The sequence below is a fragment of the Pseudomonas sp. H9 genome (assembly GCF_004353925.1).
In the GTDB taxonomy this organism is placed as follows: Bacteria; Pseudomonadota; Gammaproteobacteria; order Pseudomonadales; family Pseudomonadaceae; genus Aquipseudomonas.
The window spans coordinates 373,513-388,426 of the sequence record NZ_SMOK01000047.1 but is presented as its reverse complement, the minus strand read 5'-3'; the positions used below and the strand labels follow the sequence as shown (position 1 = coordinate 388,426).

Annotated in this window: 20 protein-coding genes and 1 tRNA gene; 19 read left to right on the top strand and 2 right to left on the bottom strand. The window is 57.5% G+C overall.

Annotated elements, in window-relative coordinates; genetic code table 11:
* Together E1573_RS26620 and E1573_RS26615 are read left to right on the top strand one after the other, a co-directional pair.
* Window positions 1-211 (top strand): AI-2E family transporter (locus E1573_RS26620; RefSeq protein WP_133217515.1); only part of this gene is annotated, 211 nt, incomplete at its 5' end.
* A gap of 437 nt (window positions 212-648) precedes the next feature.
* The gene (locus E1573_RS26615; protein ID WP_133217514.1) at window positions 649-915 is read left to right on the top strand and encodes a DUF3077 domain-containing protein; all 267 of its coding nucleotides are present in this window, start codon (window positions 649-651) and stop codon (window positions 913-915) included.
* A gap of 64 nt (window positions 916-979) precedes the next feature.
* On the opposite strand, the gene E1573_RS26610 is transcribed toward E1573_RS26615, so the two are convergent.
* Together E1573_RS26610 and E1573_RS26605 are read right to left on the bottom strand one after the other, a co-directional pair.
* The gene (locus tag E1573_RS26610) at window positions 980-1,453 is read right to left on the bottom strand and encodes a peroxiredoxin (RefSeq protein WP_133217513.1); all 474 of its coding nucleotides are present in this window, start codon (window positions 1,451-1,453) and stop codon (window positions 980-982) included.
* 11 nt (window positions 1,454-1,464) lie between these two features.
* Window positions 1,465-2,025 carry a glycine cleavage system protein R gene (locus tag E1573_RS26605; protein ID WP_133217512.1) on the bottom strand — a complete coding sequence of 187 codons (561 nt, stop codon included), beginning with the start codon at window positions 2,023-2,025 and terminating at the stop codon, window positions 1,465-1,467.
* Window positions 2,026-2,285: 260 nt separating this feature from the next.
* Here E1573_RS26605 and dapA point away from each other — a divergent pair, with 260 nt between their 5' ends.
* The 17 genes from dapA (at window position 2,286) to E1573_RS26520 (ending at window position 14,903) form a co-directional block, all read left to right on the top strand.
* Window positions 2,286-3,173, top strand: coding sequence for a 4-hydroxy-tetrahydrodipicolinate synthase (gene dapA / locus E1573_RS26600; protein WP_133217511.1), 888 nt, complete (start codon window positions 2,286-2,288; stop codon window positions 3,171-3,173).
* A 17-nt stretch (window positions 3,174-3,190) separates the two neighbouring features.
* Window positions 3,191-4,306, top strand: coding sequence for an outer membrane protein assembly factor BamC (bamC, locus tag E1573_RS26595; protein WP_133217510.1), 1,116 nt, complete (start codon window positions 3,191-3,193; stop codon window positions 4,304-4,306).
* Window positions 4,307-5,065 (top strand): MBL fold metallo-hydrolase, encoded by a 759-nt coding sequence (locus E1573_RS26590; protein WP_133217509.1) that lies wholly within the window; start codon window positions 4,307-4,309, stop codon window positions 5,063-5,065. It abuts the gene before it with no gap.
* 29 nt (window positions 5,066-5,094) lie between these two features.
* On the top strand, window positions 5,095-5,805 hold the full coding sequence (gene purC / locus E1573_RS26585; protein ID WP_133217508.1) for a phosphoribosylaminoimidazolesuccinocarboxamide synthase: 711 nt from the start codon (window positions 5,095-5,097) through the stop codon (window positions 5,803-5,805).
* 93 nt (window positions 5,806-5,898) lie between these two features.
* Window positions 5,899-5,988 (top strand) — tRNA-Ser (locus E1573_RS26580).
* Between the two features lie 163 nt (window positions 5,989-6,151).
* Window positions 6,152-7,153, top strand: coding sequence for a site-specific integrase (locus E1573_RS26575; RefSeq protein WP_133217507.1), 1,002 nt, complete (start codon window positions 6,152-6,154; stop codon window positions 7,151-7,153).
* A 240-nt stretch (window positions 7,154-7,393) separates the two neighbouring features.
* A complete protein-coding gene (locus tag E1573_RS26570; protein ID WP_133217506.1) occupies window positions 7,394-7,603 on the top strand; it encodes a hypothetical protein in 210 nt (69 codons plus the stop codon).
* A 39-nt stretch (window positions 7,604-7,642) separates the two neighbouring features.
* Complete coding sequence (locus E1573_RS26565) at window positions 7,643-9,658, top strand: AAA family ATPase (RefSeq protein WP_133217505.1); 2,016 nt, start codon at window positions 7,643-7,645, stop codon at window positions 9,656-9,658.
* 212 nt (window positions 9,659-9,870) lie between these two features.
* Window positions 9,871-10,188, top strand: coding sequence for a hypothetical protein (locus E1573_RS26560; protein ID WP_133217504.1), 318 nt, complete (start codon window positions 9,871-9,873; stop codon window positions 10,186-10,188).
* 402 nt (window positions 10,189-10,590) lie between these two features.
* Window positions 10,591-10,971 carry a hypothetical protein gene (locus E1573_RS26555; protein ID WP_133217503.1) on the top strand — a complete coding sequence of 127 codons (381 nt, stop codon included), beginning with the start codon at window positions 10,591-10,593 and terminating at the stop codon, window positions 10,969-10,971.
* Window positions 10,972-11,535: 564 nt separating this feature from the next.
* Window positions 11,536-12,012, top strand: coding sequence for a hypothetical protein (locus tag E1573_RS26550; RefSeq protein ID WP_133217502.1), 477 nt, complete (start codon window positions 11,536-11,538; stop codon window positions 12,010-12,012).
* A complete protein-coding gene (locus E1573_RS26545; RefSeq protein ID WP_133217501.1) occupies window positions 12,009-12,278 on the top strand; it encodes a hypothetical protein in 270 nt (89 codons plus the stop codon). Before E1573_RS26550 ends, E1573_RS26545 begins: the two co-directional genes overlap by 4 nt.
* A complete protein-coding gene (locus tag E1573_RS26540; RefSeq protein ID WP_133217500.1) occupies window positions 12,275-13,267 on the top strand; it encodes a hypothetical protein in 993 nt (330 codons plus the stop codon). The genes E1573_RS26545 and E1573_RS26540 overlap by 4 nt, the downstream gene beginning before the upstream one ends.
* 1 nt (window position 13,268) lies before the next feature.
* Complete coding sequence (locus tag E1573_RS26535) at window positions 13,269-13,580, top strand: hypothetical protein (protein WP_133217499.1); 312 nt, start codon at window positions 13,269-13,271, stop codon at window positions 13,578-13,580.
* Window positions 13,581-13,592: 12 nt separating this feature from the next.
* Window positions 13,593-14,012, top strand: a complete 420-nt coding sequence (locus E1573_RS26530; RefSeq protein ID WP_133217498.1) for a hypothetical protein — start codon at window positions 13,593-13,595, stop codon at window positions 14,010-14,012.
* A 2-nt stretch (window positions 14,013-14,014) separates the two neighbouring features.
* Window positions 14,015-14,194 (top strand): hypothetical protein, encoded by a 180-nt coding sequence (locus E1573_RS26525; protein ID WP_133217497.1) that lies wholly within the window; start codon window positions 14,015-14,017, stop codon window positions 14,192-14,194.
* A gap of 1 nt (window position 14,195) precedes the next feature.
* Window positions 14,196-14,903, top strand: coding sequence for a hypothetical protein (locus E1573_RS26520; protein WP_133217496.1), 708 nt, complete (start codon window positions 14,196-14,198; stop codon window positions 14,901-14,903).
* The last annotated feature ends 11 nt before the right edge of the window (window positions 14,904-14,914 follow it).

Sequence of the window (14,914 nt, the reverse complement as noted above, 5' to 3'; positions counted from 1 at the left end):
CATCCAGGCGCTGGATGGCAACGTGCTGGTGCCGCTGCTGTTCTCCGAAGCAGTGAGCCTGCACCCGGTGGCGATCATCTGTGCGGTGTTGCTGTTTGGCGGACTGTGGGGCTTTTGGGGGATCTTCTTTGCGATCCCGCTGGCGACGCTGTTCAAGGCCGTACTGGATGCCTGGCCGAGGCGTGATCCGGTGGTTGCGCCGTTGTTGTAAATTTATCGCGGGGCAAGCCCGCTCCCACAGAGGCCGGTGGGAGCGGGCTTGCCCCGCGATAAATTTCGGCATCAAAACAATTACCCCGGATAGCTTTCGGAACTATCCTACGCACGCTGCCGCCTTTTCGCTGTTGTAGGGAAAGTGCATCAGGGCTAATTTCCTCTGGTCGTCTTTTTTGGCGACCGGGCGTGAGAACCCGATGACATAAAGCAGCTATGTTATGGCGGCTGTGCGCGGGCAGATTTCGGTCTGGCCGAGTTTCCTATGTCCTCGGTTTCTCACCCCGCGTACAGCTGCCACCTTAATCTTGTGAGAAGGATTGAGGTGGAGGCTCCTGAATCGACAAGGAGTTACGCCATGAAAAAGTTAGTCCCCGACCCACCACTTTCTCTTGCTACCAGCCCTTACCACTCCACGAAACGGAGGGCGCAGGCATGAACAACGAATCGCGCCCTGAGACGGTTGGTATCGCAACCTTTATCAGCAGCCAGCAGCCACCTATCGATTTGTTTCAAATTGCACCGGGCGTTCCCTGTGACTACGCGCTGGAGCAGGCCTCAACCTTGCTTGGCTGCGTGCACAAATTGATCATGGCTGGTGTTATGGACGAAGACGACAGCTCGGTGTGGGCCGCCTATTACCTCAGCGGGTTCGCCAAGGCGATTATCGATGATGTGCACATGGGGCTGAGGAGAGATTGAGGCCATCGCGGGGCAAGCCCGCTCCCACAGAGTCGGTGGGAGTGGGCTTTACCCGCGATCGATTTCAGGCCTTGTTCAGGGCCTGAGCTTCAGCCAATACCGCATCCACATGCCCCGGTACTTTGACCCCACGCCATTCCTTGCGCAGCACTCCATTCTTGTCGATCAGGAAGGTGCTGCGGTCAACGCCCATGTATTCCTTGCCGTACAGCTTCTTCAGCTTGATCACGTCGAACAGCTGGCACAGGGCTTCGTCCTTGTCGCTGATCAGCTCAAAGGGAAAGGCCTGTTTGGCTTTGAAGTTCTCGTGGGACTTGATGCCGTCACGGGATACGCCAAAGACCTCGGTGTTGGCTGCCTGGAAGGCTGCGTACTGGTCGCGGAAGCCCTGGCCTTCAGTGGTGCAGCCCGGGGTGCTGTCTTTAGGGTAGAAGTAGATCACCACTTGCTTGCCCTTCAGGTCTGCCAGGCTGACGCTCTGGCCACTGGTGGCCTGGGCCTGGAAGTCGGCAACGGCTTGGTCGAGTGCAACGGCCATGTGTAGTTTCCTTACAGTGGGTTCTGTGGGCGCCAGGGTTCGATCAGCGCATCCAGGTTCAAGGCGTCGGCGAAGTCCAGGAACTGATCACGCAACCAGCTGATCTGGGTGCCGGCCGGCAGGGTCACGGTGAAGGTGGCGTTGAGCATGGTGCCGCCGGTCTGCGGTGCCTGATAAGTGTCGCAGGTCAGGTTTTCCAGATCGACGTGGTGGTCGATGAAGAACTGGCATAGCTCGTTGATGATGTCCGGGCGATAGGCCGCGCTGACATAGGCCACATACGGCAGGGCCAGCGGGCGCACTTCCAGTTCGGCGCTTCTGACCACATTCACGGTGAACGTGTGTTTCTTGGCCAGGCCCGGCAAGGCTGCCTCGAAGCGTGCCAGGGCATCCCAGCTGCCGGCCACCTGCAGCACCAACGCACTGCACTCGCCGTGGCGGGTCAGGCGTGAAGTGACCACCGAGCAGCGATTGTCGTTACTGGCCCGGCACAGAATGTTGGTCAGTTCCATGGGGTTGGCGCCCAGGGCACTGATGACAAGGAATTGTTCGCGAATGGTGGGGGTGGACATGCAGCATTCCTAAAGCGATGAGCGGTCGGTACCTGACGGGTCAGAATGGCGGGTGGGCGTGGTCCCGGGGCTCAAGATCGAGGCTTTGGGCACTGCCTGCGCAGGTTGTCGGCAGCCCGGCGGGCCGCTGTGTACCGATCAAAGAGAGAAGGGTAGCGAAAATGGTCGCTGAGGGGAATGCTCAAGCCTCCGGCTTCGCTTGTGCAAGGCCGATGGCGCCAGTACCATTACCGCTCTCTTTTTCCGGCAGGAGCAGTTTCATGATTGCGGGCAGTATGGTGGCATTGGTCACACCCATGGATGCACAAGGGCGTCTTGATTGGGACAGCCTCGACAAACTTGTAGACTTCCACCTGGAAAACGGCACCCATGCGATCGTTGCAGTCGGCACCACTGGTGAGTCCGCGACCCTGGATGTCGAAGAACACATCCTGGTCATCAAACACGTGGTCGAGCGCGTCAAGCACAGCAAGCACCCTATTCCGGTGATCGCTGGTACTGGTGCGAACTCCACCGCTGAAGCCGTGCACCTGACCCGCAACGCCAAGAGCGCTGGCGCCGACGCCTGCCTGCTGGTAGTACCGTACTACAACAAGCCGACCCAGGAAGGCCTGTACCAGCACTTCAAGCACATCGCTGAATCCGTCGACATCCCGCAGATTCTGTACAACGTTCCCGGCCGCACCTCCTGCGACATGCAGGCCGAGACGGTGATCCGTCTGTCGACCGTGCCGAACATCATCGGCATCAAAGAAGCCACCGGCGACCTCAAGCGCGCCAAGGCGATCCTTGACGGCGTGAGCAAGGACTTCATCGTGTTGTCTGGCGATGATCCGACCGCTGTCGAGCTGATCCTGATGGGCGGCAAAGGCAACATCTCTGTTACTGCCAACGTCGCCCCGCGCGAAATGGCCGATCTGTGCGAAGCCGCCCTTGAGGGCAATGCCGAGAAGGCTCGCGCAATCAACGAAAAACTCATGCCGCTGCACAAAGACCTGTTCATTGAAGCCAACCCGATTCCGGTGAAATGGGCTTTGGTTGAAATGGGCCTGATGCACAAAGGCATCCGCCTGCCGCTGACCTGGCTGAGCGAATCCTGTCACGACACGGTACGCCAGGCGATGCGCCAGTGCGGCCTGCAGTTTTAATTGAGGACGTACACCGCATGAAGCGATTGGCTGGACTTTCCGCCCTTGCCTTGATCATCTCCAGCACCAGCGGTTGTGGCTGGCTGTGGGGCGAAGAGGGTTACTTCCGTGACCGCGGCAGCGATTATCTGGAGGCCACTCAAAAGGCTCCGATGCAGCTGCCACCGGACATCAGCAACGCCAAGCGCCTTGATCCGCTGTTGCCGATCCCACGTAACGTCGCCGACGATAACGTCAAAGGCGAGTTCGAGGTTCCACGTCCGCAGCCGTTGAGCGCAGGCGCTGACATCAGCGATTTCAGCCTGCAGAAGAGCGGCAGCAGCCGTTGGGTCCTGGCCCAGCGCGCTCCGGCCGAAGTCTGGCCGGTGGCCCGGCAGTTCTTTGAAGACAACGGCTTCCGCATTGCTGAAGAACGCCCGCAAACCGGTGAGTTCAACACCACCTGGCAGCGTTTTGATGAGCTCTCCGGCGCCATGGCAAACCGCCTGGCAAGTGCTTCGAGCAGCCGTGACAACGAAGTGCGTGCCCGTGTGCGCATCGAGCCAGGTGTTCAGCGCAACACCAGTGAGGTCTATATCGTCAGCATCGAGCGCCCGGCGGGCAGCACGGCTGAGATGGACTTCCCGGCCAGTTCGCAGAACACCGGTGTCGACGCCATGCTGGTCGACGAAATGCTCGCCAGCATGACCCGCAGCGCCGAGAAGGGCGGTTCGGTGTCGTTGCTCGCCGCACGTGACTTCGACGCACCAAGCCGTGTCAGCCTGAGCGAAGACGGCAGCGGCAACCCGGTGCTGAACCTGGGCGCCGACCTTGACCGTGCCTGGTCCAGCGTGGGCCGTGCACTGGAGCAGGGCGAGTGGCGCATTGAAGACATCAACCGCAGCCTGGGCCTGTACTACATCAACCTGGCTGAAAAAGCCGAGGCCAAAGACCAGGAGCCGGGCTTCTTCGGCAAGCTGTTTGGCAGCGCGCCGAGCAAGGAAGAGCGTGAAGCACGTGCCGAGCGCTATCAGGTACGTCTGAGCAAGGTGGGTGACAGCGTCCAGGTAACCGTCGAGAAGAACATCAACACCGTGGCCCCGGCTGACGTCGCTCGCCGCGTGCTGAGCGTGATTCAGGACAACCTGGGTTAAGTGCGCTTCGCCGTACTTGGAAGTGGAAGCCAGGGAAATGGCACGCTGATCGCCAGTGACAATACCCTTGTCCTGGTTGATTGCGGCTTTTCCCTGCGCGAAACCGAGCGGCGCCTGGCGCTGCTCGGCGTTTCTGCCCAGCAGTTGAGCGCTGTGTTGGTGACCCATGAACATGCCGACCACGTGCATGGGGTCGGGTTGCTGGCACGGCGCTACAATGTACCGGTCTACCTTAGCCGTGGCACGTTGCGTGGCATGCGCAAACCGGTGGAGGCTGCAGGGTTCCTGGCGGCCGATGAGCAACTGCAAATCGGTGGCTTGCATATCCAGGCAGTAGGTGTGAGCCATGATGCACTGGAGCCGTTGCAGTATGTGTTTGACGACGGCAGCCGACGTTTCGGCGTACTGACTGACCTCGGCTCCTACGACGCAGCCCTTGTGCAACGTTACCAGGGCCTGGATGCCTTGCTGATCGAGGCCAATCACTGTCGCGACTTGCTCGGACGCGGGCCTTACCCGATGTTTCTCAAGCAGCGGGTGGGTGGCGACTACGGACATTTGAACAACCATCAGGCCGCGCGCCTGGTGTCGGAGTTGGGCTGGCAGAACCTGCAGCATCTGGTGCTGGCCCACCTCAGTAGCAAGAACAACCAGCCACAGCTGGCCCGGCAATGTTTCGTCGACACCCTTGGGTGCGACCCGGACTGGCTACAGGTGGCCAACCAGGATTGCGGGCTCGACTGGCGCGAAATCGCCTAGCCCATCTTATTTAGCAAGCGGAGCCCATCATGGAAAAACGTGAAGAACTCTACCGCGGCAAAGCCAAGTCGGTTTACAAAACTGACGACGCTGACCGCTTGATCCTGCTGTTTCGCAACGACACCTCGGCGTTCGACGGCAAGCGCATCGAACAGCTCGACCGCAAGGGCATGGTGAACAACAAGTTCAACGCCTTCATCATGCAAAAGCTTGAAGAAGCCGGTATTCCAACCCAGTTCGACAAACTGCTGGGCGACAACGAGTGCCTGGTCAAGAAGCTCGACATGATCCCGGTTGAATGCGTCGTGCGTAACTACGCTGCTGGCAGCCTGGTCAAGCGCCTGGGTGTAGAAGAGGGCATCAAGCTGGAGCCTTCGACCTTCGAACTGTTCCTCAAGAACGACGAAAAGGGCGATCCGTTCATCAACGAATCCCACGTTGTTGCCTTCGGCTGGGGCACCGCCGATCAACTGGCAAAAATGAAAGCTCTGTCGCTCAAAGTCAACGAAGTGCTGAGCAAGCTGTTCGACGACGCTGGCCTGCTGCTGGTCGACTTCAAGCTGGAGTTCGGCGTATTCCACGGCGAGATCGTCTTGGGTGACGAGTTCAGCCCGGACGGCTGCCGCCTGTGGGACAAAGAAACCCGCAAGAAAATGGACAAAGACCGCTTCCGTCAGGGGCTGGGCGACGTGATCGAAGCCTACGAAGAAGTTGCCAAACGCCTGGGCGTGCCGCTGTAAGCGGCAAGTTCACGCAAGCGCCTGATACCACGCGAATTTTTTTCGCAAACAGGCTTTGCCTTTAGGCAAACTGCTGGTATCATGCGCGCCACTGGAGAGATGCCGGAGTGGCCGAACGGGACGGATTCGAAATCCGTTGTACTGGCAACAGTACCTAGGGTTCAAATCCCTATCTCTCCGCCATACGATTGCAAAAAAGCCCTGTAAATCAATGATTTACGGGGCTTTTAGCTTGGTGCGAGATTATGCAGCAATGGCAGCATAGCGTGTGCAGGGTACGGGATAAGGTACGTCTTTTCCGTATCGCTCGATCAACCAGGGTCCGACGATCCTTGGGAGAGCAGCCATGCACATCACCTACGTCAAGCTCGAACGCAAATCGGGCACCCGGTACAAGGCCATCATCCGCGATGGCGACCGGGTAATCGCCACCAAAACCTGCAAGCTAAAGACCGATGCCACAACCTGGGCGAAGTCGCTTCTGCGCGACGAGGAACGCCTTGAAGCCCTCGGTAATCCCCACGCCCGCGTCACCCTGGCCACCTTGGCCGACGACTTCCTCAACGACTGGAAAGGCCGTGACCATGCCCTTGTAGGCAGGATCAATGCCCTTGTCGCTCTGCATGGTAAAAAGCGCCTTGTCGATATCTCCGAAGCCATCATCCGTGACGACCTCGACGCCTACGCACCAGGGCACTGTGCAGCCACTATCAATAGGCGCAAAGCCTGCTGGTCGGCATTGCTCCAGTACGCGGTGAAGAAGGGCTTCATTAAGGATAACCCGGCACGCCGTACTCCTACTCGTACCGAAGACAACGAGCGGGTACGTTGGCTGGAAGACGACGAGCGCAAGCGCTTGCTCGTCGCCTGTGATGCCTGCGCTTCACCGCTACTGAAGCCATTGGTGATCTTGGCCATGGCCACCGGTGCTCGCCTGGGCGAACTGCTGGGCCTGCGCTGGGAGCAGATCGACTTTAGCCGTCGCACTGCCGTCATCGCCCGCACCAAGAATGGTGATCCACGTACCCTGGTCTTTCCGGCACCGGCCATCGCAGTGTTGATGACGATCCGCAAGCCTAGCGGGCTGGTGTTTGATCACAACTGGGGGTTCCGCTGGCATTGGGGTCTTGCACTGAAAGCAGCCAAGCTGGACGGCCTGCACTTCCACGATCTGCGCCACGACGCGGCGAGCCAACTGGTCATGGCTGGCGCCAGCATGAAGGAGGTGGCAGAAATCCTTGGCCACAAAACCCTGGAGTCGACCAATCGCTACGCTCACCTCTCCACTGATCATAAAAAGGCGGTGGCTGATCGGGTCATGGGCGAAGTGTTCGGGAGGCTGAAATAAAACACCTGATCTGACCAGCGGTATGATCAGCAAAAATCCACTACATATATCTGGAATATGTAGTGGATTTTCTCATCTAATTGACTGTTTTTAGCAGGGCTAGGCAGAGCTTGACCGAAGTTAGTTTTGTCTAAATCTAAATGAAGTTATGCACGGTTTGCACACATAGCGATGTTTGCCCGACTGCCACGTTCGCGGTATTACGTAGTTGTGTTTTGCTTAAACCAGCGTGGAGTTTCGATGATGAGTACCCCCTGCATTTCCATTGTTTCACGCAAGCAACTGCTTGAAGCGGTCCCGGGACTAGAAGCGAAAACGCTTGCATACGCCCTGCGCAATCGGCACAACAACGGGCTGGCCGCATCCGGCGCAATTTTGCGTCCAGGTAATGCATTTTTATTTGACTTGGAAGTTTTCGTCACCTGGTTGCGTTCGCGCAAGGCGGTGTGACATGCCCACGGCTGTTAGATTGCAATACCGGGGGTATATATGATCGCTGCTACCGAAGTGGTAGAACCGTTTGGTGAACTGGTTAACAAGCCGATCTGGCTTGCCTTCGTTTTGGAATGGAATGAAGAACGCAAGAAGTTCGACAAGATACCGTCCAATGGTTATACCCCGCATGTTTCCACCACGGCCAAAAGTTGGCTGCCGCTGGCACAGGCATTGCGGATCAAGGAACAAGATAACTACCCCGGTGTGACCATGAACATGACAGGCGGTATTCACCAAGGCGACGATACCTTGGTCGGTTTCGACTTCGATAATGTCACCGAGGCCTTCGAACCGCCGTTCAACAGCTATGCCGAACGCTCCCCCTCCGGAAAAGGCGTGCGCATGTTCGCCTGGATGTCCACGGAAGAGGCGGCCACGTTTTGCGACACGACCGACGCGAGGCCGCCGCACTGCGACCACTGTGAAGTCTATTTCGGCACCAGCCCCCGGCATTTGACCGTGACCTTCGACCGGCTTAACGACAAGGCGATTACCCGGTTGAGCGCTGCCGAGCTGGCGTCGTGGAACCTCAAGTTATTCAAGGCCGTCACGCCCATGCCTGCCATCCCGGATATCGAGGTGGGCGAGCCTTTCGACTGGGTCAGCCTCGACCTGAATGCCGACCAGCGCCATCTGGTAGAAGGCACCGGTGATATCGATCGCTCCAACGTGCTGTATGGCCTGATTATAAAGGCTGGCAATGCGGACCGTTCCAGAAACGACACGCTGGCTAGCATGCTGCACACGGACCCCGTGTGGGCCATGTGTCTGGATCATCGAGGCGGTGATCCCGAGCGGGCCATGCAGTACGCCAGGGATCAGATAGACGTGGCATATCCCGAGTCGCTGGCGGGCAAGCGCGAGGCGCTGATCGGGTTCAATGCGGGCTGGGGCGCCCCGGTAGCACTTCAGCCGACCACTGATGCTCCCACAATTACCGGTACGCCTCTGCTTATCGAGCGCCCCATCACGAATGCAGCGCTGACCACACCCATTCCACCCTGGCCGAGCGTGATCGGCGGCTATCTACCGCTGGGCGTGGTCACTGAGTTCGATGGTGCCCACGGCATCGGCAAAAGCACGATAGGGCTGCACATGGCTCTCAGCGTAGCCTGTAATGTGGAGTGCTATGGGATCGCCACCCAGCCGGGCAAGGCCGTTTTCGCATCGAAGGAAGATCCCTACGAAATCATTATGCAACGTATCCAGGCATGGCTCGAAGGCTTTGACCCTGGCGAGCGTCCGGCTTTGCAGGACAAGATTCGTCGAAACCTGATGATCTACGGCTGCGACGAAACCGAGGCGTTGATGCTGACTAGCAGCGACGGGCGCATCTGTTCCATCCGTGAAGATATCGTCGAGTTGCTGGCCGAGCGCTGGCAAGGCGCGGTGCTGGTGGTGCTGGAAACCGCTTCCCTGCTGCATGGTGGTGACGAACTCAACGAGGACCTGCTAGTGCTCGTTGCAGCATTGAAGCGCATTGCCAGTCGGCTCAAGGCGGCGTTAATCCTGATTCGCCACATCAGCAAGAGCGCCGCCCGCGAAGGCATCGAAGATAGCCTGGTTGGCCGTGGTGGCGCTTCGTTTTCCGATGCGGTGCGGAGCGTGATACTGCTGAAAGAATTGACGGCCAAGGAAGCAGCGGATGAAGGCATTGACCTGCACAAGCTGGAGGTTAAATGCACCCTGCTGAAAATGATCCATACGAAAAGCAATTATGGCGAGAAGGACGATCCAATTTTCATCCTGCGCAAACCGGGCCTGTTATTTCAGCGCGTAGAGCCACGCGGGAAAACCATAGTTAACGGCGAACGGCTGCTGTTGTTTATGCGTAAGGAAGGCTTTGCGGAAGAGTGGTCGTACAGCAAGTTGAAAGGTCGGTGCACTGAAATCGCTGTGTCACAGAGCTGTCTTAAGGGGACTCTTGCCCATCTGGAGTTCGAGAAAAAAATCAAGAAAGCACAGAGCACCAAGGGCGGAAACCATGCGGTATGGGTGCTGAACCAGTGAGAGTCGGTAGAGTCGGTAGCAAGTCGGTAGCTAAATCTACTGACTGCTGGGAAAAGGGGCTACCGCCGGGGCAAATAGGCCCCGGTAGCGGTAGTTACCCTACGTACCTACCGACTCAAAAAAGGGATTTTTACCCTGCTGTGAAAAAGCCGATTTTTGCGCGTTCCACGAGCGAGTCGGTAGCAAGTCGGTAGGTAGTGAGGTGCTTTGAAATGAAATCTAAATTGCTGGTTCACCCGAGTCAGGCCCGGACCATCGACAACCCTGTGGAAATCGAACGGTTGCTCAGTCAGGGATGGCTGCTGGCAAAGCCGAAACCCAGAACGGCAACTGCAAAAAGTATGAGGGCACTGCGCACAAAACGCCGGGCAGACGGTTGGGTGAACCTCACTTTATGGTTTGCGGCGCAGGACTTGGCTGCCGTTAGGGCTGCCCGGTTGCCGGGCGAAACTTATGCGGGCCTGCTGGTGCGTTTGCTCAGAGAACAGGGTTGTTACGAAGAAAGAACCCTGGTGGACGCACACGATTAGAAAATCCTGAGGGTAATGAAGACAGCGGTAAAGGCGCTGAAAACACCGCCATTTGGCGGTATTAAGCACCACAAACGGATACCGAATCCGGTTGCGACGCCCGTGTAGCCTGGCCTGGACGGCCATGAGGTACGTTTTTTAGGTACGACAGGGTACGGATCTGGCATCTGACCGCGCAGGAGGTGCACAGAGCGAGACCCAGTATGGTGCATCGCCTGATAGGTGGATCGTCGCTCTGACGCGATTCTAGGAGGTCATGATGTGGAAAACGAGAGCTTCAACGAAGGTGGTGACGCTGTTGGACTGGGAGCGGTTCGAACCGAGCCGCGACCACCCTTACACCCCAGCCGGTACGCGGGTCTTCAATGGATTCCGTCAGCGCGGTGTCAGGGGGATTCGACTGTGAGCAGCACCACACATGAATCATCGGCCGCATACCAGCGCGCCCTGGGCTGGTCGGTGCCAAGCCAGTGGCAGCCACAGCTGCGCGCCGACCTGAACGAACTTCAGGCATACCGGGCCCTCCAGCCTGCCCCCGCACTTGTGCCTGACCCCGACAAGATCGCCGCCATGAAGGCCCGTGCCCTCCATGCGGGCAAGACGAAGGTCGACCGCAAGCGCGCCGCTGTAGCCGCTGTGGTCGAGGATCACATGCCGCAAGTGGTGGCCTGGACTGAGTCCCGGTGCAGCCGTGCCAAGTGGCTCAAGCGGGTGATGGGTGATTCGGGTAAGGGTACAGGTTGGCGTTATATCGACAACTATTTAAAAAGTCAGTCTCTCTAATATTAGACAGACATGGTATCCGCAGAAGCACTATTAACACCGGTACTTCCTGGCGTTATACATGACTCCAACACCCAGCCAGTTGGAGTATTCACAAGTGTCGAAGTCAGATGTTGCAACCGAACGCCGCCAGCCCGTTATTACTCTCGCGCCCAAGGATGTCAGGCTGCGCGAATCTGCCGGTAATGAGTTTCGTATCATTGTCCCCGCCGGTGTGCCGGTAGAACGCCTGAGCGAAAGCTCTTTTTACGCCGTCGTGGCTCACCAGTTCCTGCCGTTTGATGAACTTATCCTCATCGACGCGGGGCGCACATACTGGGCTCGATATCTTGTCCTGCAAGCTGGAATGGGGTATTGCGAAGTGTTCCAGCTGGCATTCGTAAAACTGCCTGCTATGTTGTGTGCCGTCGGTGAGAGGCTACCGTCCAACCACAGGATTGTGTACACCGGCCCTGAGACTCTTTGGTCAGCTGTTAGATGTTCAGACGGAGTCGTTGTTATAGAACGCGCCCAATCGCAAGAGTCCTGCCTTGAGCAACTGCTACAGCACGCGAGTCTGCGGCCATGAACCAAGAGCTCGTTCTTCGGCACGTTCAAGCCACGGCCATTCAGTTCATCAGCTACCGTGGCGATCCCCGTGCAATGGCCAGCTACGTCGCGGCCTCGATGGGCGAAATCGCGCCCGATATTGAACAGCTAGCCCATTACTTGCGCAAGCCGGAAACCCATGAGGAATTACTTAAATGGGACGTTGGCATGTGGCGAAACACCGCCGGTGACTGGTCGCTGGTATCACTTGCCGCGCCATCCTCAATCGAACAGATGCGATACCGGCTGGAACATTTCCCTACATCCAACACGCAATGTCGCTGGTGTTTGCAAGATGCGAAGCGTTTGGCGCATGTCGAGTTGATCCCCGAGAGAGATATCCACGGTAGCCCGGTGGAAAACTCGTGGCTGCATAAATACTGCATGCGGCCGTGGCTGACGATGCGTAATCAAGTTGCGCGTTCAGGTACTGCTAAGGAGTCTTTACTGTGAAACTTCCATTGCCTACTTATCGCCATCCCGGCAATGCGGCCCAGCTTATCGAGGTTATTTCCATGTTCGTTAACAAGATAGACGAAGCTATCAAAAGCCTGATCGCAGAAAAAAACATGCGCTTCCACGGTAAAAATCACATGATTCAGTTAATCATGCGCCGGGCTGGCATGTTTATTTGCGAGGAATCTTTCAGGGACGTGGAAGCCTATCTCGGTAACGAAGGCGCTGATGCGCTCTTGCGTGATTTTGGGTGTGAATCATGAGCGGTGATCTTGAACTCTTCGACGGCGCTGGTGATATCCAGCCCTACGACTCTGGCCAGTCTGTGCTGGCGCCACTTTCACCGACGCCTGACACCTGGGGCCTCACTGATGTCGATGTGCTGACCCCTCGGGAAATCGCCAATTACCCAGGTCAACATAGCAGCCAAACCTTGTTTGGTGCAGCGCTTCCGCCTGGAACTACGTCACAGCAAATTAACGCGATCCTGGGCGAGTTGGGTGGCGTCTACATGACCGATATGGCCAAGCTCAACTATCCATCGCATCTGGTTCAAGGGGCCATTGCGTTCATTACAGCCAACGCCACCAAGGCACCGACCAAAGTACGGCGGCAACATAGCTTTAAATTGCCAATCGACCAGGCCGGTGACTGGTTAGCTGAGTCCTTTGCTAATCATCTACAGACCCTCAGTGGCACAATCCAGCAACGCCAACAATTTCTCAATGCCTCATTGCAATGGCTTGCCCTGGCCAATAAAAAGCTCGGTGCAACACAAGCGCAACCAGTTGGAACGCTGGAAAGTGCACCCCGCTCCACAGAAGCGCTTCTTAATAGTCTAAATGACAAAGACTACGCGGCCGTCGTTAAAATCAACGAGCAGGCGCTTGCTAGTACGTTGCAGATTCTACAGCAGCGCTGGGGTGAGTTCACATATAAACAAAACATTCAGGTCGCGCAAAACTATCTGAACAGTCTACCGGTACATGAACAACGTCACTTCGACCAGTTCACGAACGTGAACGGTCTGAATTGGGTCCACATGCACAATACGGTGGAGTTTATAACCGCAATGTTCGATGCCGCCACCGGGGCGCATAACATCCCCACATCAGGCGGAGCTGTGCAAGCCGAAATAAACCAGATCGAAAGCCTAATGCGCACGCCAGCTACAAGACGCGCCTATATGAATGACCCACAACTGCAGGGTCGTCTGCGTACGCTTTACGATATACGCGACAAGGAGAAATAAAATGGCATATTCATCTACCAACCCAGCCCGTATCGCTGCTGCATTTGGACTCACGGATGCCAAACAAGTTTTTCTGTACGAGTCCACCCACGCACATGCTGCGATCGAATCGACAGCGGGATTTTTCATCGGCTGTGGCTTCGGTTCACCTTCAGCATCCTGTGTCGGCATGAAGGTGGGCGACCTGCTGGTGAATGTAAATCAAAGTGTGTCCGGCACATCGGCTATTACTTGGCACCGGGTCACGTCGCTGACTACTTCTACAGGTTTTAACAGCCCGATCACGCCCGTCTTGTCGGTCGCAAGTAGCTGAGGTCGAAAAGCCATGAACTCGAAACTCAACCTGATCGCCCGGCAAGTAAACCGGCGCGAACAACAGGCCCCGGCACCTGCGCCCGAAGTATCGGGCGTGGGCAGTGCCATCGAGGCCATGATCGAGCAGGCAGTAAACGAACGTGTGCAAGCCCAGCTTGCCGAGCAGAAGCGGATGCTGGAAGCCCAGCAGCCCAAATCGCAATACACCGACTACCGACAACTGCCACCGCTGCCGCAGGCGCGGGCACCCAAGGCCGTCGAAACCCAACTCATGCGCGACGAATTGGGCCGGGTCAATAAAATAACGGTGGGCACCATGGAGTTCTATGTGCAGCGCAACCCACGGGGTCAAGCGGTGCGTGTGGTGCCTGCCGACACCGCGCCACTGCCGCCTGCCGTTCCACCTGCTGATATCAACCGAGGTGCCTGACCATGGCAGTAGTCACGTTCGGCGACGACCCAGTAGGCGAAGCACGGGCCCTCCAGAGCCTGCTTTCCTTGTGGCTGGCAGAGCAAACGCTGCCTGAACGAGCAACACCGGCTCAGGCGCATTGCAAGTACGACGAGGATGGCAACTTGCGCACGCTGACCGTCATATTGGGAGGCGACTGAAATGGCCGCGCGTGGACGCCCGCCAGGGCAGGGCAAAGTGCCGGGCAGTGGTCGAAAAAAGGGCAGCCTTGATCGGACTTCGCGCTTGCTCATATCTGAGCGGCTGGCGTTTGATATTTTAAAAACCTATGAAAAGCTCGGCCCCGACTGGTTGCTAACGGTAGCCAAAGAACGGCCAGATTTGTTTATCAACCAGTGTCTTTCAAAACTGCTACCGCCTGCCTTCAAGGAAGATCTCGACGCAGTGAACAACAACACCCAGAACAACTACTACAATCTCAGCCCATTGGATGCAGCCCGGCGTGTGGCCTTCGCTTTGAATTTGGGTATCCGCGCACAGGACGAACAGGCACTGCAGCGTGAACCCGCGCTGATCGAAGTCACAGGTCGCACTCCAGCGCCCGAGCCTGCTTGGGTGCCGCCCGCCGAGCCAGCGCCCGAGCCGGTGGATGACCTTCAGCGTGATATGGGGCGAGGCTACGACCGGAGCCGCGAGCGCGAACAATGGGCGCAGAATATCCACCTGACCCCCGAGCAGCGCGCCGATAACCAGCTGATCCGCGAAACCGTGGAAGCCGACATTACCAACTATCGCGGCGGATCATCTGCCGAACAGTTCGACGCACTGCGCCGCCCTTCATCCAGCCAACCATCGGCTGGTGATCGGCGCCGGGCCGTCATGAGTCGTCGCGGGCGCGACCTGCTTTAAACCGTTTGTTA

Excerpts from the sequence above, each read along its gene's own strand:
- E1573_RS26530 (WP_133217498.1), top strand. The coding sequence starts at position 13,593 with ATGAACTCGAAACTCAACCTGATCGCCCGGCAAGTAAACCGGCGCGAA.
- E1573_RS26550 (WP_133217502.1), top strand. The coding sequence starts at position 11,536 with ATGAACCAAGAGCTCGTTCTTCGGCACGTTCAAGCCACGGCCATTCAG.
- E1573_RS26540 (WP_133217500.1), top strand. The coding sequence starts at position 12,275 with ATGAGCGGTGATCTTGAACTCTTCGACGGCGCTGGTGATATCCAGCCC.
- E1573_RS26605 (WP_133217512.1), bottom strand. The coding sequence starts at position 2,025 with ATGTCCACCCCCACCATTCGCGAACAATTCCTTGTCATCAGTGCCCTG.
- E1573_RS26535 (WP_133217499.1), top strand. The coding sequence starts at position 13,269 with ATGGCATATTCATCTACCAACCCAGCCCGTATCGCTGCTGCATTTGGA.
- E1573_RS26520 (WP_133217496.1), top strand. The coding sequence starts at position 14,196 with ATGGCCGCGCGTGGACGCCCGCCAGGGCAGGGCAAAGTGCCGGGCAGT.
- E1573_RS26565 (WP_133217505.1), top strand. The coding sequence starts at position 7,643 with ATGATCGCTGCTACCGAAGTGGTAGAACCGTTTGGTGAACTGGTTAAC.
- dapA (WP_133217511.1), top strand. The coding sequence starts at position 2,286 with ATGATTGCGGGCAGTATGGTGGCATTGGTCACACCCATGGATGCACAA.
- bamC (WP_133217510.1), top strand. The coding sequence starts at position 3,191 with ATGAAGCGATTGGCTGGACTTTCCGCCCTTGCCTTGATCATCTCCAGC.
- E1573_RS26560 (WP_133217504.1), top strand. The coding sequence starts at position 9,871 with ATGAAATCTAAATTGCTGGTTCACCCGAGTCAGGCCCGGACCATCGAC.
- E1573_RS26615 (WP_133217514.1), top strand. The coding sequence starts at position 649 with ATGAACAACGAATCGCGCCCTGAGACGGTTGGTATCGCAACCTTTATC.
- E1573_RS26610 (WP_133217513.1), bottom strand. The coding sequence starts at position 1,453 with ATGGCCGTTGCACTCGACCAAGCCGTTGCCGACTTCCAGGCCCAGGCC.
- E1573_RS26570 (WP_133217506.1), top strand. The coding sequence starts at position 7,394 with ATGATGAGTACCCCCTGCATTTCCATTGTTTCACGCAAGCAACTGCTT.
- purC (WP_133217508.1), top strand. The coding sequence starts at position 5,095 with ATGGAAAAACGTGAAGAACTCTACCGCGGCAAAGCCAAGTCGGTTTAC.
- E1573_RS26575 (WP_133217507.1), top strand. The coding sequence starts at position 6,152 with ATGCACATCACCTACGTCAAGCTCGAACGCAAATCGGGCACCCGGTAC.
- E1573_RS26525 (WP_133217497.1), top strand. The coding sequence starts at position 14,015 with ATGGCAGTAGTCACGTTCGGCGACGACCCAGTAGGCGAAGCACGGGCC.